A 19852-nucleotide genomic window follows, 5' to 3' on the forward strand; every position below is an offset into this window, starting at 1 on the left:
GGAACCGAGTTGTAAAACGCCAAATAGCGGTTGGGACTCATTTAGGTACAGTCCGGCGTGCTTTGGGTCTAAGATTGCTAATCAAGCCCCGATAAGGCTTTTTGCTGGTATCCCAAACTGTTTGTATTGGTTACCAGCCGCTGGATTTGGGGGCGGGTTTACCTTTCCGTTGAGTAATATCTGACAGATTTTTCGGCGCGACATAGACCGTTTCTTTACCGTCCTTATGGGTCTGTAGCAGATCCAGGTTTTTGAGCTTATTCAGATCCGTTCTGGCGGTATTGTCCGATACGCCCAGCCGGTCGCGAACTTCGGCCACGGTAAAAATATTTCCCGGTCTGGCGAAAGCGATGTTTAACAGCATACGTTGCCTGGCATTCAATTCGGCGGCTGTGCCCGACTCATAAAGAAAGACCTCCATATCATTGCGTGTTTTAACCATATGTTTGATGTAATCGATATATTCCACCACCGCACGGCTGACAATCTGGCATTGATAATCGACAAAATAGGTGAGATCCAGCCGATCCGTTTCGGTATAACAATAGGCTTTGGCATAGGCGGTTGCCGCCTTTTTAAGCAATTTGCTAATAGATATATGCGCAAATGCGCTATAGCCGCAACGTAACATATACCAATAGAATAATCCCCGTGCGGTTCTGCCATTGCCATCATTAAATGGGTGAATAAAACCAATCATAAAATGCAGGATATGGGCTTTTATCAAAGGATGTAAATATTCCGTCCCGGTTTCCCTTTCATGGCGTTTATTGGCCCATAGGCAGAGTTCCCGGATGCGGTTTTCGATTTCATCGTGGAAGGGAGGCTGGTGAATGACCTCATTATCAACGCCGGCCACGACGACATCATCGGTGGAGCGGAAATGAGCCGGCCGGTATTTTTCATCCTGAATACCCCCCACGGCAATTGCATGCAGATTCTTGATAAATTCCGGCGTAAGCGCATCGGTGCTATGGGCAGCGATGTATTCCATCATCATATAGTTACCCATGATCATCCGTTCGCCTTCGTCCCTGGGCTGACGCTGAACCTTGATCATTTCCAGCGCAACCCGGCTGGTGGTGGCGGCGCCTTCCAATTGACTTGATGAAATAGATTCCTCGGCCCGCAATTCATCGAACAGGAATTGGGCAGCCGCCAAAGATTCCATTAATTCCGCCTCGCCTGCCGACGATGTTAACCGATCGATGGCAGAGCAGGTCTGTTTGATCAACGGCGTAGTAAATAGTGTGGCTGATTGATCGAGGGCATAGCCTGCCAACGGTATGGTTTGGGCACTTTTATCACGCAAAAAACGCACGAGGGACCAGTAAGCAACCGGGTCAGCATCAGCGGGGAGCCGATGGCGCAGCATGTCCCAGGGCAAATAACGTCCTTCACCATCAACGGCCTGTGCTGTGTTTATGGCGGCGAGCAATTGCACAGGCGCCAAATCCGTAATGCGTAGGGGTTTGGGGGGAAGTTTGATTTTCACCGTTCATCTCAAAATTATGAAAATTTGAGATCAATAGTGGCTATTACGGGTTTTAAAAGCAAGCCTCGTCAACGAAAAGGCATTATCCCGGCGTCCCTTATTTCGGCACAGACCGACCAGACAGGATGGGTAAATCGCTCCGTATTCACACCGATGTAATGCTTTTGCCATTCATTTCGCTGCCCTGCTCAATCAGTGAGTTCACTGCGGTATCGAAGTGCTCCATCATGGCTTTTTTGGCGTTCTCGGCGTCCCGGGCGCAGACGAAGTCGCAAATCTTCTGATGCAGCTCAACGATGCGCTGTTCATATTGCAAATGCTCTTTTTGCGCCTCCAGGCCGGCATAGACGGACTGTTTCAGCTGGGCGTGCAGAGCCTGCAGCAAAATCATGAACAGCGGGTTTTTCGAGGCCTGGGAAAGCACCAGGTGGAAGTGGATGTCATGCTCCACAAAGCTTTCGGTATTGTGGAAATTCTCGCGAATCAGCCGCATTTCCTGCTGCAGTAAGGCGAAATCCTGCTCGGTGCCGTTAACCGCCGCCATTTCGGCGCAGCCGATCTCCAGCCAGCGGCGTACCGACAGGATTTGCGACGCCGTCACCTGCTCCGTGGCGGAAGCGAAGCCGAAGATAAGCTGCAATACGCTGGCATCGAAGTGTTTGATGCGCGGCACTTTGCCGCTTTTGATCTCCAGTACCCCCAGGGCCGACAGGGATCGGTATGATTCCCGCACCACACCGCGGCTGACGCCGAGATCCTGAATGATCTGCATCTCGCTGGGCACCGCCATGCCGGCGGTGAGATTTTCCCGAGGGATCAGTTCCAGAATGTAGTTTTGCACCTGGCTCGATAGCGTATTATGTTCCAGCAGCATTTTAGTGGTCATGGCGATTCAATTCCCTCTTGATGAACGGTATGCGTCATACCGTTCAGTCCGGTGATAAATACCGCAACCAGTGCAGATATCAGACTGCTGACAACCATGCACGGACCTCAAGCAGCCTGTTCCGACCGGGCCCTTTGTTGTCAAACCCAGATATCATCGTTTTCTTCCCGCCCGCCGTCAATGCGCCCTATTGTCCGGTAAATTCCCGCCAAAAACCAGCCACCCGAGGCGGACGGTAATTAACCTTATGCAAAGGGACCGGCCCTGCGGCTAACGTTAATAGAAAGTGTGATCATATTATCAAATATGTTAACGATCCTGTAAACCTGTTTGACAGGTTTCAAGGCAAAATATACCCTTCCTCTAAGCTCTATATTCCCTGTCTCTTCTCCAAGATGACCGTTACCGACAACCTCACAGGATGATTGTTATGTGGAAAAACGATAAAGAGCTGTTTCAACTGATGCGCAGCAGGCTTTTTACCGCCGTGGTGGGGGACATCCTCGACACCCTGGGCTATTTGCATCAGTTCGTTTCTCCGGCCATCAAACCCCTGCACCCGGATATGGTGGTGGCCGGGCGGGCCATGCCGGTATTGGAAGCCGATGTGTATGAACAGCGCTCCACCTCCGGCCGCACCGCCATCGGTGAAAAGCCGTTCGGCATCATGTTCGAGGCGCTGGACTCTTTGCAGGAAGATGAAGTGTATATCACCACCGGAAGTTCACTGCGCTATGCGCTGTGGGGCGGCCTGATGTCCACGCGCGCCATGCATTTGCATGCCGCCGGGGCGGTGCTGGACGGTTTTGTCCGCGATTCGGCGGAGATTCTCGAACTCGGTCTGCCGACCTTTTCCCACGGCACCTATGCGCAGGATCAGGGGCCGCGCGGCAAGGTCATCGACTTTCGGGTGCCTATTGAATTTCACGGCGTTGCCGTGAAACCGGGGGATATCGTGTATGGCGACCGCGACGGCCTGTTGATTATTCCGCGGGAAATCGAGGGGGAAGCCATTTCCCGGGCGCTGGAAAAGGTCAATACCGAAAGCGATGTCCGCCGCGCCATTAAGGACGGTATGAGCACCGTGGAAGCATTTGAAAAATTCGGCGTGATGTAGCGCCATTGCCGGCGCGCTCAATCCGCTTGGGGTTCACCGCATACCGGGGACAGTGCATTCCCGGTATTAAGGAGATAAAGGCATGTTCAAAAAACACTATTCGAAGATCCTATTTTTGTTATTTATCGCCGGCATCGTGAATTATCTGGACCGGGCGGCATTCTCGGTTGCCATGCCCTATATCAAGGATCACCTTCATCTTTCTCCCACCGAAGTGGGGGTGATGCTCAGCAGCTTTTTCTTCGGTTATGCCCTGTTTAATTTTGTCGGCGGCCATCTGTCGGATATATACGGTCCGAGAAAAGTGTTTGCCATCGCCATGGTGTCATGGTCGCTGTTTTGCGGCCTGACCGGCCTGGCGTTCGGATATGGTATGCTGTTTGTCGTTCGCCTGCTGTTCGGCATGAGCGAGGGGCCCATCAGCACCACCATTAACAAATGCATCAGCAATTGGGTGCCGCTGAGCCAGCGATCGCGGGCCGTGGGGATCGCCAATGCCGGCAACCCGTTGGGCGGGGCTATCGCCGGGCCTATCGTTGGGATTATCGCCGTGATGTGGAACTGGCGTATTTCATTTATCATCCTGATGGTGCTGGGTTTTGTCTGGACGTTCTTCTGGCTGCGATCCTTTACCGACCGGCCCCATTCCAATCCCCATACTTCCGCTCAGGAAGTGTCGGAATACGATGAAGAACAGCAAACCCTCCTTGCCGGGCAAGGGGACAGGCATAAGCTGCCTCTGCGTTTCTACCTCGCCCAGCCCATTGTGCTGTTTACCGGGCTGGCGTTTTTTTCCATCAATTACATCCTGTATTTCTTTTTGACCTGGTTCCCCAGCTATCTGTCGATGGAAAGGGGCCTGAATATCAAGGAAATCAGCATCGCCTCCGCCATCCCGTGGCTTATCGGCAGCGTCGGTATCGCCATTGGCGGCGCCACCTCCGACTGGATATTCCGTAAAACCCATAACCTGTTGTTTTCGAGAAAAATCATGCTGGTGGGGGGACTGATCCTGTCGGCGATCTGCTTAAGTTTCGCCGGCAGCGTGACGTCGGTGAACAGCGCGGTCAGCCTGATGGCCCTGGGGATCTTTTTCATGTACTTCTCCGCCGCGGCGCCCTGGTCCATCATTTCCGAGCATATTTCACCGGACAAGGTCGGCGGCGTGGGCGGGTTTGTCCACCTGATGGCCAACACCTCGGGCATGATCGCGCCGATCCTGACCGGCGTGATCGTGCAATACACCGGCAGCTTTATCGCGGCATTTATCCTGGCGGGGGCGGTGGGCGTGGTGGGGGCGTTAGGAGTGGCGCTGTTCGTCAAGCCGATACCCGGCGGGATCGTTAACGGGAGCCTTATCCATGACAATCGCTAATGCCTTCTCACTGGCCGGCAAAACCGCCCTTATCACCGGCGGGGCCAGCGGCCTCGGTTATGCCATGGCGGAATGCATGACCGCCGCCGGCGCAAAGGTGATCGTCGCCGGACGCAACGGCGAGGCCGCGCGCCAGGCGGCACAAAACCTCGGTCCCGAGGCCGCCTGGGCGTCGTTTGATATCGGTGAAACCGGCAAGACCCAGGGATGGGTAGACAATCTGCTCACCACCTACGGGCAGATCGATATTCTGGTGAACAATGCCGGCAACCACTGCAAAAAGCCCATTGAAGAGATGACGGTGGCGGAATTCGAATCGGTGCTGGATGTGCATGTGGTCGGGGCCTTTGCCCTCACCAAGGCCCTGGTGCCGCATATGAAGCAGCACGGCAGCGGCAGCGTGCTGTTCATCGCTTCCATGACATCGTTCCTGGGGCAGCCCTATGTCAGCGGCTACGCGGCGGCGAAATCCGCCTATCTCGGGCTGATACACAGCCTGGCCACCGAGCTGTCCGGCGCCGGGATCCGGGTAAACGGCATCGCCCCCGGCTGGATCGATACGCCGATGCTGCGCAAGGCTATCGCCGGGGATGATGAGCGGAAAAATAAAATTCTCGGCCGCACGCCGATGAAAAAATTCGGCAAACCGCAGGATATCGGCTGGGCCGCCACTTACCTGTCCTCCGACGCCGCGGCGTTTGTCAGCGGTCACGTCCTGGTGGTGGACGGCGGGGCGCTGATCGGCTTTTGATTTATCCGGACGGGCTACGCTTCCCGCCCCGTGGAGTATCCCATGAGCAAAAGAGCACTGTTGTTAAACCCGAAAGATAATTGCGTGGTGGCGCTGGAGGACATCGCCAAGGGGGATGAGGTGAATTATGAGGGCGGTGAATTTACCGCCCTTCATGATGTGACCCTGGGACATAAGTTGGCCATTGTGGATATGGAGAGCGGCGCGCAGGTTTACAAATACGGCGCGATTATCGGGTCGGCGACCCAGACTATCGGCCGGGGCAGCCATATTCACTCTCATAACCTGAAGAGTAATTATATCGAAGGCTATCACCATGACGACGCCGGCTATTCGGCCTCGGGGGAGCAGGCATAATGCAAGGCTATATCAGACCGGACGGAAGTGTCGGCATCCGCAACTCGGTACAAGTCATTTTTATGGTGGAGTGCGCCAGCCATGTGGCGAAGAATATCGCCGAATCTTTTCAGCGGCCGGACGTGCAATTTTTCGGTTTCTCCGGCTGCTACCCCAGCGACTACGGCTACCGGCTGGTGAAGAATCTGGCGACCCACAGCAACGTCGGCGCGGTCCTGATAGTTTCCCTGGGGTGCGAAAACTTCGATCGCGATGGGCTGGCCCGGGAGGTAAAAGCCAGCGGGCGTCCCTGCCATCTGCTGGTGATCCAGGAGAACGGCGGCACGCTTGAGACCATCAAACGCGGGAAAGCCCTGGTGGCGGATATGCTGGAAGAGATTGCCCGGGTTCCCCGGCGTGAAATCGACTTCAGTGATTTGATTATCGGTACTATTTGCGGCGGTTCCGACGGCACCAGCGGCATCACCGGCAATCCTGCGGTGGGCCGGGCCTTCGATTACCTGCTGACCCAGGGCGCCAGATGCATGTTTGAAGAGAGCGGGGAGCTCATCGGCTGCGAGGATCATATGATGGCGCGGGCGGCCAGCGAAACGGCCCGCGATCAAATCGACCTGGCGATGCGCAAGGCTAAACGCTACTACTCCATCATGGGGCTGGGCAGCTTTTCCAACGGCAATGCCGTGGGCGGCTTGACCACGCAGGAGGAGAAATCCCTCGGCGCTTACACCAAATCAGGCGACAGTCCCATCAACGGCGTGATCTTGCCGACGGAAGTGCCTCCGCGGCCGGGTTTGTATCTTATGGATGTGGTGCCCGACGGCGAGCCACGTTTTGGTTACCCCAATATTAACGATACCTCGGAAATCATCGAGCTCATCGCCACCGGTTGCCATGTGATACTGTTCACTACCGGCCGGGGATCGGTGGTGGGTTCGGTCATCTCGCCGGTTATCAAGATTTGCAATAACCCGCAGACTTACCGCAACCTCAGCGACGATATGGATGTCAACGCCGGGCGCATTATCAGTGAAGGGGCTTCTTTGGATGATGTGGCGCAAGACATTCTGCACTGCATCCGCGCTGTTGCCGGCCAGGAGCTCAGTTGTTCCGAACGGCTGGGACACAGCGAATTTGTCCTGACCTATAAAGCCTTTGATTATGAGAAGAGCGGCTGCCGTATTGCCTGAGATAAGCACGGCAGCCGGCCTGGCGTTTGGGGGCTCCCCAAACGCCGTCCCATACCTTATTTGCCGCATGGCCCGCCCCCAGCGGAGTTTTTCCAAACGACGCCCGCAGCGCAGCATCACCGCTGCGTTGACATCTGCTATTCAGCATTGATCACCGTAAAAATGCCTCATGCTTTAAAATATATTTCCATTTTTTGCCATGATATTAATTTATTCAAAACAAAGTTTGTTCTTTATGAATTTATGTTCGTCAAAAATGTCGTGGCGACAGTATCGACATTAATGCCGTTCATCGCCGGGGCGCAAATAAATAACCCAGTAGGTCAACCCCACTAACAGGCCCCCGCCGAAAATATTCCCGATGGTTCCCGAAATAAGTTTGCCGGTAAAAAATTGCCCCCCCGCCAGGGCAGGAAATTGACCCGGCGGGGCGTAAATTCCTTCCAAAAAGGCCGGCGACGAATAATCGCGGATAATAATAGCCAATGGAATGAGAAACATATTGGCGATACTGTGCTCGAATCCGCTGGCGACAAACATTCCAATGGGCAGCAGCATGGCGAACATTTTATCGCTCAGGGTGTGTCCGGAATAACTCAACCATACCGCCAGGCAAACCATTGAATTGGCCAGAATACCAAGGAATACCGCCTCCACAAAGGTATGGTGCATCTTATGATCGGCGGTCTGCAATACGTTTAATCCCCAACCGCCGTTGGATGACATGCTCTGCCCGGCAAACCAGATCAAGGCGACAAAAAACAGCGCCCCCACCAGATTGCCGAAATAGACATTAATCCAATTCAATGCCAGCTGTTTCCAGGTGATGCGGCCGCTGGCCTTGGCCACTACCGTTAATACCGTGGAGGTAAAAAGATCGGCGCCGCATACCACCACCAGAATCAGGCCGAGGGAAAAACAAAGGCCGCCCACCAGTTTTACCAGACCGCTGGCCGGGGCCGGTCCGGCGGTCACGGTAATATAAAATGCAAAAGCAATGGAGATAAACATACCGACGGTCATTGCCAGGAAAAAGGTGATTTCCGGTTTTTTCATGGTCTTATAAACGCCGGCCTGCTCGGCCACTTTTGCCATTTCCGCCGGCAGGCGCAGATCAAAGGAATTTTCGATGTTCATAATGACTCCCGATTATTAATTATCTATGGCATGGTAATAACGGTTATTGCTCAATAAAGTAGGGACTTGGAAAATAATGGTTCTTAAATTAAATGCATTTCTCATACCATAAAGATGGAAAAGATATGTTCCTGATTGCTTTTCGTGGTAAACCGGAAGACTGACAGCAAATATATTGCGTAATAAGAATTATTTACATTTACCGTTTACGATTGGGAGGAATGAAAACCGCTATGTATTTAATTATACAACGAATTGCTTTTACGACGCTAATGTCTCCGCGTCGGCAGAGATAGGCCATAAAACACCGTATCAGATCAAATTAATGAACCGGCCGAATATTCTTTCCACCCGTACTCCTTTAAACTGAAAAAAATGTTTAGGATGGCCACGAAGCAACGCTGATGCTGAAAACGTCGAATGATAGTGAAATAAACGACCAATGGCAGGAAGCGATAATCCGGATCTCGCAAACCCTCTTTTTTCAGCGGGACGACGCATCGATATTATCCGCTCTGATGCCTTTGCCGATACCCTGCCGGTTCATCGATCTGGTGCTGTTCCTGCCGCGCCGCCATTTCAGCTGCGACCGGGACGGGCCCCGAGCCGGCCCCGAGCCGGATCTCGAGCAAGATCTGCCGGAAAATCACAGCCGCTGCGTGCTGCCGGTAGCATCTCCCCGCCGCCGGTTCGGCGACGTTTATTTTACCCGGACCGACGGATATCATTACAGCCAGGATGAGCGTGCGTTTTTACGCCGTCTGGCGCAGCTGCTGGCGGTGGCGCTGGAAAATCTCGCTGTGCAGGATACCCTGCGTCTGGAAAACGAGGTATTGCGCCATGAGCGGGATCACCACCGGATTTTGGTGGATGTAACCAATTCCGTGCTCTCCTGCCTGGATATGGACGCGCTGGCGTCAGAAGTGTCGAAGGAGATCCATCGGTTTTTCGGCATTGACTATATCAGTCTGGCGCTATGCGAGAACGCCGGGGAAAACGTTCGTCTTAATCGGTATGTCACTCACTATCAAGCCGGCAAGCCCATGCGGCGCGAGCAAACACGTGTCCCCCTGGCCGGTAATGCCCTGGCGCAAAGGGCACTGGCGCAAACTGAACCCCTGGTTATCAATTTGCAGGATGAGCCGCAGTGGGCGGAGGATGATCCGCACCTGGCCGCAATGCTGCGGGAAGGGGTACACACATTGTGCCTATTGCCGATGCTGTTCGGCCATAAGCCGCTGGGGATTCTGAAACTGGCGCAATACCAGCAGGGTATCTTCAGCGAGTCCAACCTGCGGTTGCTGAGCCAGATTACCGCCCGCATCGCCATCGCGGTGGATAACGCCCGCGCCTACGACGAAATAACCCGGCTGAAAGACAATCTGGAACACGAAAATATCTGGCTTAACGAACAGATGTATAACAGCGGCAGCTTCGGCGAGATTATCTGGAAAAGCGCGGCGATGGGGGCGCTGCTTGAGCAGGTGCAAATGGTGGCGGACAGCGACAGTACGGTACTGATCCTCGGTGAGACCGGCACCGGCAAGGAGCTCATTGCCCGCGCGATCCACGAGCTCAGCGCGCGCAACGGCAAACCCATGGTGAAGATGAATTGCGCCGCGGTCCCGTCCGGCCTGCTGGAAAGCGATCTGTTCGGCCATGAAAAGGGAGCGTTTACCGGCGCCACCACCACCCGTCACGGCCGCTTTGAACTGGCGGAGGGGGGAACGCTGTTTCTCGACGAGGTGGGGGATTTGCCGCTGGAGCTGCAGCCCAAGCTGTTGCGGGTGCTGCAGGAGCGGGAAATCGAACGGCTGGGGGGCAGCAAAGTGATACCGGTGAATGTCCGGCTTATCGCCGCCACCAACCGCGATCTCAAGGACATGGTGGCTGAGCGACAGTACCGCAGCGATCTCTACTACCGGCTGAATGTCTTCCCGATTCTCATTCCCCCCCTGCGGGAGCGGCCGGAAGATATTCCGCTGCTGGCAAAGTTCTTCACCCAGAAGATTGCCCGCCGCATGAACCGCACTATCGACAGCATCCCCGGCGAAACCCTGCGCCGGCTCAGCCAGCTCTCCTGGCCCGGTAACGTCCGCGAGCTTGAGAACGTCATCGAGCGGGCGGTGATACTGACCCGGGGTACCCAGCTTAATCTGCGGCTGGATGAACTGCAGCCCGCCGTATCGCCGCCCGTCGCCCGCCCCCCCGCACCGGAGCCCGCCATGCACCGCCCGGCGCCCGTCCCGCTGGAAAACGACGAGACTGAGCGCCAGCGCATCATACAGGCGCTGCGGGAAGCGAACGGCATCGTAGCGGGTCCGCGCGGCGCCGCCATGAAGCTGGGGGTTAAACGTACGACGCTGTTGTCCAGGATGCAACGGCTGGGCATCTCCCCGCAGGCATGGTAGGCCCGCGATCACCGAGCGTGCCACGAACCTGTTGAAGGGAGTCCGTGCCGAAGGGGGCGAAGCGGGCGTGGTTTTCCCGCCCGCCGGAGCGCCCCTTGGCATGGTAGGCCCGATGCCACGGGCCCGACGGATGTTCTAAGCAGTAGTGATGGCAGGAGTGATAGCGTCATCCACCGCATTACGCAGCCGCGCCTTCAAATGGCTGTATTCGGTTTGCACATAGTTTTCCGCCCAGCGCTGATCGTCAATCATTTCCAATTTCACCGCGCAATACTTATATTCCGGCGTCTTGGAAATAGGATCCAGATGATCAATGGTCAGCTCATTACAGGCGCCAATCCACCATTGGTAGGTCATATAGACCGCCCCAAGGTTAATGCGCTCGCTCACCGCCGCACGGGTAATGACCTTACCGCGGCGGGAAGAGACCCACACCAATTGCTGATCGCGAATGCCCAGCTTCTCGGCGTCCTTAGGATTAATCTGCACATAACCCGGCTCATCCGCCAGGGTGGCCAGCGCCGTACAGTTACCGGTCATAGAACGGCAAGAGTAATGGCCCACCTCCCGAACGGTGCAGAGCACCAGCGGGAACGCATCATCCACCTGATCCAGCGGCGGCCGCCATTCGGCGGCGAACAGCAGGCCTTTACCGCCAGGACGGTCGAATTTATTGCCTTCATACAGCCACGGCGTGCCCGGACTGCTTTCTTCCGTACAGGGCCAGGGAACATAACCGAATCCGGCCAGTTTCTCATAGGTGGCGCCGACGTATAACGGGCACAGCCCCCGCAGTTCGTCCCAGATCTCCTTGGTATTATTGTAAAACATCGGATAACCCAGGGCGGTGGCCATCAGGCTGATGATCTGCCAGTCGGTCTTGACGTTGAACTTCGGTTCCACCGCTTTTTCGAAGTGTTGGAAGCCGCGGTCGGCGGCGGTATAGACCCCTTCGTGCTCGCCCCAGGAGGTGGACGGCAATATCACATCCGCCACCGACGCGGTTTTGGTCATAAAGATGTCCTGCACAATCAGCAGTTCCAGCTCGCTGAACGCCTGGCGCATCACCGACAAATCCGGTTCGGTCTGCAACGGATCTTCACCCATGACATAGTTGGCTTTGATTTCGCCGCTAAGGATTTTGTGCGGTACATCGGTCAGGGTAAACCCGGGCTCGGCGGGCAGGGATTCAACACCCCAGGCGCGGGCGAATTTTTCCCGGGCCGCCGGGTCGGTCACCGGCTGATAGCCGGGGAACATATTCGGCAGCGCGCCCATATCGCAGGCGCCCTGCACGTTATTCTGGCCGCGTACCGGGCCGACGCCCACATTGGGTTTACCCAGGTTGCCGGTCATCAGCGCCAGTCCGGACAGTCCCTTCACCACATCCACCGCCTGGCCCCACTGGGTGACGCCCATGCCCCACAGAATGGTGGCGGTGGGCGCGGCGGCATACATGCGGATGGCTTCGCGGATCTGCTGCGCCGGCAGGCCGGTAATCTCTTCCACATATTCGGGGGTGTACTTGGCGACGATGGATTTGTATTCGTCAAAGCCTTCGGTATTGCGCGCCACGTAATCCGCATCGTACAGATTTTCATTAATCAGCACGTTGGCAAAGGCATTCACCAGCGCCATATTGGAACCATTTTTCAGCGGCAGCCACAGGTCGGCCAGGCGGGCGGTTTCAATGCGCCGCGGGTCGCAGACAATGATTTTAGCGCCTTTCTGTTTGGCCTTGAGGATGCGCCGCGCCACGATGGGATGCGAATCGGCGGCATTGTAGCCGAACACCAGCAGGCATTTGGTATCTTCGATTTCACAAATCGAATTGCTCATGGCGCCGTTGCCAAGCGTCACCTGTAAACCGGACACCGACGGGCCGTGGCAGACACGGGCGCAGCAGTCGACATTGTTGTTGCCTATGACGGCACGGGCGAACTTCTGCATGACATAATTGGTTTCATTACCGGTGCCGCGGGACGAACCGGTTTGCATAATGGCCTTGGGGCCATATTTCTCTTTAATATGGCGCAGCCGAGAGCTGGCGAATTCGATGGCCTCGTCCCAGGATACCTCTTCCAGATTACCGCCTTTTTCCCGGCGGATCATCGGGCTGCGCAGCCGTGGCGTCAGCAGGCGGGTATCATTGAGAAAATCCCAGCCGTAATATCCCTTCAGGCAAAGCTGGCCCTGATTGGTGACGCCATTGGCCGCCTCGGCGCCGACGACGTTCCCGTTTTCAACCAACAAATTGATTTTGCAGCCGGAGCCGCAGTACGGACATACGGTAAGTGCTTTATGCATTATGCCATACCCCTTGTGGAGGATTTTTTACTCATAAATCCCGTGATGAATTAATAAGCGGTCAGGACAGGATGGCGCCGAAGCCTTCCAACGCGGCCCGCTGCCGTTTTTTCAGTTTCATGTTTTCCACCGCTTCATTGGTCATCAGGACCAATGCGTCGGTGGGGCAGGCGCTGACGCAAGCCTGGCCTTCTGGGCGGCCTTCGCATAAATCGCATTTCTGCGCTTCAGCCTTGATACTGTGCCCCGCCAACGGATTGCGTTCGTCGTAAACGTGCCGGGTAACGATATCCATGGCGCCATAGGGACATGCCACGGCGCAGGTTTTGCAGCCGATGCATTTTTCCTGCAAGACCTGGATATGGTCTTTGGCGTGAATAATCGCGCCGTTCGGACAGGCATTGGCGCAGGGCGCGTCTTCACATTGCCGGCACAGCACCGGCGTACTGATGTTCCACTCCTTGATGACTTTCAGCCGGGGCAAAAAGTTCTCGGGAGTCAGCGCGCCGGGGCGATTGCCGTTGTGCGCGACCACGCAAGCGACTTCACAGGTAAAGCAGCCAATGCATTTTTGGGGATCGGCTATAACAAACCGGTTCATGTATTTCTCCTCGCGTTGCCGATGGTAAAAATGCCCCGGCCCGCCTCGGGCGATTAATAGCCTTATATAAAGCAGGGTTTATGCCAGTTTGCAAGTGAAACGGAATTATTTTAACCCACTGATATTTAATTATTTTTTAACATAGCTTAACGAATATATCTTGAAAATCATGCCCTTTATCGTCATATCGACAAAATTGACGATGCCGGCCCTGCTTCGACACAGCGGCCTGTCACCGCTGTATTATCCCTACTGCCGCTGGTTTGGCTGTTGAACCCGTCGCTATTGAAATTGACACGGACGGCATCCGGCCGTTCACTCATTGCCAGGGGGGGCATTGTCAGGGACCACCGGGGGGCCCCCCCCGCCCCCCCGCCACTGCTCCAGCCGCTGGTAAAGCGCGTTCACCGCCCGGGTGACCGGTTCGGTCATGGGAAAATAAAACGCCACCACGTCCGGCTGAATGCCGACAAACCAGACCTCGGCAATATCTTCTTTCAACTGTTCGATAACAAAGCTGAGGGGCAAGTTATGGGTGCTCATGATAAACATCCCGGCGATATCCGCCGGATCGATAAGCCGGATGTCTCCGGGTATGAGCGTCATGTCGGCGGCATCCACCACTACCACCCGCCGCGGCCGCAGGGCCCTTACGCGGTGGACGACATTTTCCGGCGTGGCGCCACCGTCCACCACCGTCCAGCCGGCGACCGGCTTGAGGGTCATCAGCTCCGCCAGCAGCGGACCGGCGCCGTCGTCCCCCATCATGCTGTTGCCGACGGTTAGCACGACGCTGAGATCGCTAGTATTGGCATTCATTTCCAGCTTCCTATGATAAGAAGACACAATGACATCAAGCCGGCCGATCCAGTGAGTATCGGGCCTAGCCTGCCGTGGGGCGCCCGGTCGGCTTGCGCCGATTCGCCCCCGCTTGGCATGCTCTCCCGATGTTCAGGCTCTCGGCAAACAGGCTCATATGCTTACGCATAGCAGACTACGGACAAACATACTCGGAGTCGATAAGGCGGGACAGGCTGCTAGAAGAGTAAACCGTCCGCGCCAGGGACGGCGCGGATCGAGCCTCCAGGGACGGATTTACGGCGTGTTTACGATCTAGCAGCCTGTCCCGACCTAGCATTTTTGGCATACTCAGATGCTTACGCACGGTTTTATACCCTCCTGACGATAAGATAGATGGCCGGCTCGCGGGAGATTTCCCCCAGCAGGGCTATGAGCCGGGCGCTCCATTCGTTAAAGGGCGCCGGCGCCTGGGATTGCAACGGGGCCAGCGCGTTGGCCAGCAGGTCGGTATGGCTGCTGTCGATGATGATTTCGCCGAAGGTCAGCAGACCGTGCATTTTGCGCCGCGCCTCGCCCTCGGGCAGCAGTTCCACCCATTCCCGATACTGCTCGAGGGGGCAGATAAGCTCTTTGTTGAGGCAGTCGATCACCCCCACGTGGTGGCCGATGGCCAGGGAGTAATACATTACCTGCTGCGCCTGGGCCGGCATATCGTCGTCGCTGTCGAGGAACTTCTGGCGCAATGACCAGATATAGACATCAGCCATGATGAATTTCACCCTGTAATGTGTGCAGCAGCTGCTGGACGATCTCCCGCAGGCGGGGGTCGTCTTCGCGGCGCAGCCACTCCTCGACGCGCTGCGCCAGGACCGGGACGGTGGCGCCCGCCAGCAGGCCCAGCAGGCGGTCGCTGATTTTTCGGCCTTCCCGGTAGCCCGCCAGTTGCCGGGCTTCGCGCTCGACAATCACCCGGGCATGCAACGGCACGTCCGGCAGCAGCAGCGAGGCTTTCTCCCCCGGCTGTTCGATGTGCGTCTCGCCTTTGAGCTTTTGCTCCAGCAGGCCGAGGGCCACGGCGAAACCATAAATGGTGGCCGCCGGCGTGGGCGGGCAGCCGGGAATCCAGACATCAATGGGCACGATGCTTTCGCTGCCGCTCCATACGCAGTAGAGATCGTGGAAAATACCGCCGCCGCAGCCGCAGGCGCCGTAAGAAATGCAGATTTTCGGATCCGGCGCCGCATCATAGGCGCGCAGGGCCGGGGTGCGCATGGCGCGGGTGACCGCGCCGGTAAACAGCAGGATATCGGCGTGGCGCGGCGACGCCACCACCTTGATGCCGAAACGCTCGGCGTCGAACAGCGGCGTAATGGCGGCGAAAATTTCGATTTCACAGCCGTTGCAGCCGCCGCAGTCAACGCGGTAGACGTAGGCCGAACGCTTGATATCCTTCAACAGGGTCTTTTTCAGCGCCAGCGTATGTTCATCGGGAGTTACGGGAACGCTGACATGTTGATTCAACGGAATGTCCAGGCTCATTGGTTCTCTCTCCCCGTGTTATGCCGCAACCGAAGGTTACGGTTGGCATGGAGGTTTTGATGGCGTTTGCAGTCCGGACAGGTTTCGAACTGCGGACGCAGCGCCTCTACCGCCCCGTCGTCCAGACCCGAATGGACCAGCAGCGCCATGGCGTACTCGACGGATTTTTTCGCGATAAACGGCTGATGGCAAACCCGGCACTCTTGCAGGGCGAAGGTGGCGGTCACGTACAAATCCGCTTTTTGCGTGACCGCCATTTCGAACTCTTCCGACAGCACGATGGCGCGGGTGGGGCAGACCTCTTCGCAGCGGCCGCAGAAAATGCAGCGCCCGAGGAACAGCTGCCAGCGCCGCTCGCCGCTGGCGATATCGGTTTCCATGGTCAATGCGTTGGCCGGACAAACGCTGGTACAGGCGGCGCAGGCAATGCACTGTGCGGGGTCGTACTTCGGTTTACCGCGAAAGCCGGGGCAGACATCCAGCGGCTTGAACGGATATTTGACCGTGGCCTCACCGGCTTTCAGGATGGTTTTAAACAGTTTAAACATTGTCCAGCCCTCTACTTAAGCGGCGAATGGGTACGCTCAATGCCATAGCGTTCCAATTCCTGGTAGGGCACGGTTTTCGCCCGGCGTTTGTTCACATCCACCAGCGTCACGCGGTCGGTACAGGAGTAGCAGGGATCGAGGCTGCCGATAATCAGCGGCGCGTCGGAAACGGTGTTGCCGCGCAGCATATAGCGCAGCACCGGCCAGTTGGCGTAGGTGGCGGCGCGGCAGCGCCAGCGGAACAGCTTCTGGTTATCCCCCAGCATGCTCCAGTGCACGTCCTCGCCCCGGGGCGCTTCAACGAATCCCAGCGCGAATTTATGCGGCTGATAGGTAAAGCCTTCGGTGAGCAGCGGTCCGCCGGGCAGATTATCCAGTCCGTATTCAATCATGGCCATGGAGTCCAGTACCTCTTTCACCCGCACCATCAGCCTGGAATAGACATCGCCGTTATCCTGGGTAAACAGGGTTTTCGGCAGATTGGCGTAGTTGGCGTAGGGGTGATCGAAACGCAGGTCGCGGTTAAAGCCGCTGGCGCGGATCATCGGTCCCACCGGGCTGTAATCCCTGGCGGTCTTCCGGTCCAATATGCCGATACCCTGGGTGCGCTGCGCCATGTTCGGCGTGCTGAGCAGCATATCCACCAGTTGAACGAACTCTTTGCGCATTTCCGCCACCAGCAGCTGGGTTTTCAGGCGCTGATCCTTAAGGATATCCCGCCGCACGCCGCCGATGAGGTTCATGCCGTAGGTTTTACGGGCGCCGGTGAGCAGTTCCGCCATGGTCATGGATTTTTCCCGCACGCGGAAAAACTGCATAAAACCGGTATCGAAGCCGACGAAGTGGCTGGAGAGGCCGATATTCAGCAAATGGCTGTGCAGGCGTTCCACCTCCAGCAGGATGCTGCGGATGGCATGGGCGCGCGGCGGAACCACGATGCCCAGGGCATTTTCCACCGAGCTGGTATAGGCCACGCTGTGGGCGAACCCACAGATACCGCAGACCCGGTCGGAAAGGAAGGTCACCTCGTTGTAACCCATCCGGGTTTCCGCCAGCTTTTCCATGCCGCGGTGGACATAGAACAACCGGTAGTCGGCGTCGACGATCTGTTCGCCGTCCACGAACAGCCGGAAGTGGCCCGGTTCGTCGGAGGTGATATGCAGCGGGCCGATGGGCACTACACGGGTCTCGCCGGGGGCGGCGTTTTCAAAGGGGTAGGTTTCGCCGTCGCTGGTGGGCGCCGGCCGCTGGCGATAGTCCATGCTGTCTTTTCGCAGCGGGTAGAGATCTTCCGGCCAATCGTCCGGCAGCACCAGACGGCGCTCGTCCGGCAGTCCCACCGGGATCAGGCCGTACATATCGCGGATTTCACGCTCGCCCCATACCGCCGCCGGTACCCGCGGCGTGACGGACGGAAACTCCAGGGTAAGGGCGCTTACCAGCGCTTTCACCGTGATCCAGCACTTTTCCCCCTGTTCCATGGACAGCACGTAATAGACGGCATAGTCGCCGCACAGGGTCCGCTCGTCGTTGCCGAACAGCACCGGCAGCCAGCCCCCCAGGTTGTAATAAAGGAACTCCACCACCTCCGGCAGGGCGTTGACCTTAACCGTGATGGTGAGCTGATTGGCGGTTTGCCACTCCTCAGCCAGGATTGCCGCCGGGAATTTTTCATGTACCTGCGCCAGGTAACCCAGGCCGCCTTTCTTTTCGCTGAACGCACCGGAAGGAGCATCGGTAAGGTTATTGGAAATGTTATCAGTCACTTTACTTCTCCAGACGGGGTATGGGGGGTAACGGCGGCGGTATCCGGCGCGGCCCAGGGCCAGTGAAACGTGGTGGCGTCGCGCTGCAGGACGATGGCGGCGGCGTTTTCCAGCAGGTGGACTACCGGCCGCGGGATATAGGTGCCCATGACCAGCATCAGCACCAGCAGCACGGCCATGGGCACCGTGGTGAGCCAGCCCAGCTCCCCTTTGCTGACCGCCTCTGGCTGGCTGCCGAAAACCGTCAGGGCAACCATGCGCACCAGGCCGCCCAGCACCACGGTAAGCAGCAGCAACAACACCAGGGTCAGCAGGATATGGCCGGATGCCAAACCGGCGGTGACCGTCATGAATTCGCTGAGAAAAATATTGAACGGCGGCATGCCGCCCAGGGCCAGCGCGCCGCCGGCCATAAGCACGGCGGTAAAGGGCACCACTCGCAGCATGCCTTTTACCGCGCCCATATCACGGGTGCCGTACTTCAGCAGCACGTTGCCGGAGCCGCAGAACAGCAGGGTTTTTGCCAGGCTGTGGTTGAGGGTATGGAGCAGCGCCGCCAATACCCCCAGCGGTCCGCCGATGCCGACGGCCACCGCGATAAGCCCCATGTTTTCGACGCTGGAGTAGGCCAGCAGCCGCTTGATGTCATGCTGCACCAGAATAAAAAAGGCCGCCACCGCCACCGACAGCAACCCGAACACCAGCAGCAGGCGGCCGGGAAACAGCGGACCGATGGCGCCGCTCACCAGGATGTAGTAGCGCAGGATAACCAGCAGGGCGCAGTTCAGCAGCACCGCCGACAGCAGGGCGCTGGTGGGACTGGGGGCTTCGCTGTGGGCGTCCGGCAGCCAGGCGTGCATGGGGAACAGGCCGGTCTTGGTGCCGAACCCGATCAGCACGAACACGAACGACAGATGCATCAGGGTGGGATCGAGCCGGGCCGTGTTTTTCAGCACTTCGGTCCAGAAAATCGCCTGGCCGGCATCGGGCATGATATTGGCGGCATTGGCGTACATCAGAATGGTGCCGTACAGGCCGAAAGCGACGCCGACGGTACAGATGATGATATATTTCCAGGCCGCTTCCAGCGATGAACGCTGGCCGTACAGCCCCACCAGAAACGCCGAACTCAGGGTAGTGGCTTCCACCGCCGCCCACATCAGGATCAGGTTATTGCTGCTCACCACCAGCAGCATGGTAAACAGGAACAAGTGGAAAAAACCGTAGTAATGGCACAGGGTGGTCACCGAAATCTCGCCGGTATCCACTTCATGGCGCATATATCCCATGGAATAAAGCCCGGTGATAAAGCCGATGATGCCGAGTATGGAAAGAAACAGCGCGCTCAGGCTGTCCAGATAGAGCCACTGGTGCGCCGCCAGCACGCTTCCCTGTGCGGCCACCCTGGCGACTACCCAGGCCACTTCCGCCAGCAGGACGATTATGCCCAGGCTATGCAACGCGGTTACCGCGCCCCGCGCGCCGCTGCCTAGCCACCGGCAGGCAAAGGCCAGCAGGGAGAAAATCAGCGGTGTTGCCAGCAGTATGAACATCATAGCGGTATTACTCATCTC

17 protein-coding genes are annotated in these 19852 nt (G+C 57.0%); 6 read left to right on the top strand and 11 right to left on the bottom strand.

The window, feature by feature from the left end; genetic code table 11:
• Positions 1-130: 130 nt before the first annotated feature.
• Together GTU79_RS05815 and GTU79_RS05820 are read right to left on the bottom strand one after the other, a co-directional pair.
• Positions 131-1444 carry a Fic family protein gene (locus GTU79_RS05815; protein WP_203522574.1) on the bottom strand — a complete coding sequence of 438 codons (1314 nt, stop codon included), beginning with the start codon at positions 1442-1444 and terminating at the stop codon, positions 131-133.
• 196 nt (positions 1445-1640) lie between these two features.
• Complete coding sequence (locus GTU79_RS05820) at positions 1641-2381, bottom strand: FadR/GntR family transcriptional regulator (RefSeq protein WP_203522572.1); 741 nt, start codon at positions 2379-2381, stop codon at positions 1641-1643.
• A 430-nt stretch (positions 2382-2811) separates the two neighbouring features.
• On the opposite strand from GTU79_RS05820, the gene GTU79_RS05825 reads away from it, so the two are divergent.
• The 5 genes from GTU79_RS05825 to GTU79_RS05845 all read left to right on the top strand — a co-directional run bounded on the left by GTU79_RS05825 (position 2812) and on the right by GTU79_RS05845 (position 7168).
• Positions 2812-3498: an RraA family protein gene (locus GTU79_RS05825; protein ID WP_203522570.1), complete on the top strand. Its 687-nt coding sequence runs from the start codon at positions 2812-2814 to the stop codon at positions 3496-3498.
• Between the two features lie 82 nt (positions 3499-3580).
• Positions 3581-4873, top strand: a complete 1293-nt coding sequence (locus tag GTU79_RS05830) for an MFS transporter (protein ID WP_132923107.1) — start codon at positions 3581-3583, stop codon at positions 4871-4873.
• Complete coding sequence (locus GTU79_RS05835; protein WP_203522569.1) at positions 4860-5624, top strand: SDR family NAD(P)-dependent oxidoreductase; 765 nt, start codon at positions 4860-4862, stop codon at positions 5622-5624. Before GTU79_RS05830 ends, GTU79_RS05835 begins: the two co-directional genes overlap by 14 nt.
• A 42-nt stretch (positions 5625-5666) precedes the next feature.
• Positions 5667-5981, top strand: coding sequence for a UxaA family hydrolase (locus GTU79_RS05840; RefSeq protein WP_132923105.1), 315 nt, complete (start codon positions 5667-5669; stop codon positions 5979-5981).
• Complete coding sequence (locus GTU79_RS05845; RefSeq protein ID WP_203522567.1) at positions 5981-7168, top strand: UxaA family hydrolase; 1188 nt, start codon at positions 5981-5983, stop codon at positions 7166-7168. Before GTU79_RS05840 ends, GTU79_RS05845 begins: the two co-directional genes overlap by 1 nt.
• A 279-nt stretch (positions 7169-7447) precedes the next feature.
• Here GTU79_RS05845 and focA read toward each other — a convergent pair whose 3' ends face one another.
• Positions 7448-8305, bottom strand: coding sequence for a formate transporter FocA (gene focA, locus GTU79_RS05850; RefSeq protein ID WP_214513761.1), 858 nt, complete (start codon positions 8303-8305; stop codon positions 7448-7450).
• 404 nt (positions 8306-8709) lie between these two features.
• On the opposite strand from focA, the gene GTU79_RS05855 reads away from it, so the two are divergent.
• Positions 8710-10716 (top strand): sigma 54-interacting transcriptional regulator, encoded by a 2007-nt coding sequence (locus GTU79_RS05855; protein WP_203522564.1) that lies wholly within the window; start codon positions 8710-8712, stop codon positions 10714-10716.
• Positions 10717-10851: 135 nt separating this feature from the next.
• On the opposite strand, the gene fdhF is transcribed toward GTU79_RS05855, so the two are convergent.
• From fdhF to GTU79_RS05895, 8 genes are all read right to left on the bottom strand, one after another.
• Entirely contained in the window at positions 10852-13023 is a 2172-nt protein-coding gene (fdhF, locus tag GTU79_RS05860) for a formate dehydrogenase subunit alpha (RefSeq protein WP_203522562.1), read from the bottom strand.
• A gap of 61 nt (positions 13024-13084) precedes the next feature.
• Positions 13085-13624: a 4Fe-4S dicluster domain-containing protein gene (locus GTU79_RS05865; RefSeq protein ID WP_132923100.1), complete on the bottom strand. Its 540-nt coding sequence runs from the start codon at positions 13622-13624 to the stop codon at positions 13085-13087.
• A gap of 315 nt (positions 13625-13939) precedes the next feature.
• Positions 13940-14443: a hydrogenase maturation peptidase HycI gene (gene hycI / locus GTU79_RS05870; protein WP_214513762.1), complete on the bottom strand. Its 504-nt coding sequence runs from the start codon at positions 14441-14443 to the stop codon at positions 13940-13942.
• A 350-nt stretch (positions 14444-14793) separates the two neighbouring features.
• On the bottom strand, positions 14794-15192 hold the full coding sequence (locus tag GTU79_RS05875) for a formate hydrogenlyase maturation HycH family protein (protein ID WP_203522558.1): 399 nt from the start codon (positions 15190-15192) through the stop codon (positions 14794-14796).
• Entirely contained in the window at positions 15185-15964 is a 780-nt protein-coding gene (locus GTU79_RS05880) for an NADH-quinone oxidoreductase subunit B family protein (protein WP_203522556.1), read from the bottom strand. The genes GTU79_RS05875 and GTU79_RS05880 overlap by 8 nt, the downstream gene beginning before the upstream one ends.
• Positions 15961-16512, bottom strand: coding sequence for a hydrogenase 4 subunit H (hyfH, locus tag GTU79_RS05885; protein ID WP_203522555.1), 552 nt, complete (start codon positions 16510-16512; stop codon positions 15961-15963). The genes GTU79_RS05880 and hyfH overlap by 4 nt, the downstream gene beginning before the upstream one ends.
• An 11-nt stretch (positions 16513-16523) precedes the next feature.
• Entirely contained in the window at positions 16524-18209 is a 1686-nt protein-coding gene (locus GTU79_RS05890; RefSeq protein ID WP_253073626.1) for a hydrogenase large subunit, read from the bottom strand.
• A 65-nt stretch (positions 18210-18274) separates the two neighbouring features.
• The gene (locus GTU79_RS05895; protein WP_203522552.1) at positions 18275-19849 is read right to left on the bottom strand and encodes a hydrogenase 4 subunit F; all 1575 of its coding nucleotides are present in this window, start codon (positions 19847-19849) and stop codon (positions 18275-18277) included.
• Between the last annotated feature and the right edge of the window lie 3 nt (positions 19850-19852).

The sequence above is a fragment of the Sodalis ligni genome (assembly GCF_016865525.2).
GTDB classification, from domain to species: Bacteria; Pseudomonadota; Gammaproteobacteria; order Enterobacterales; family Enterobacteriaceae; genus Acerihabitans; species Acerihabitans ligni.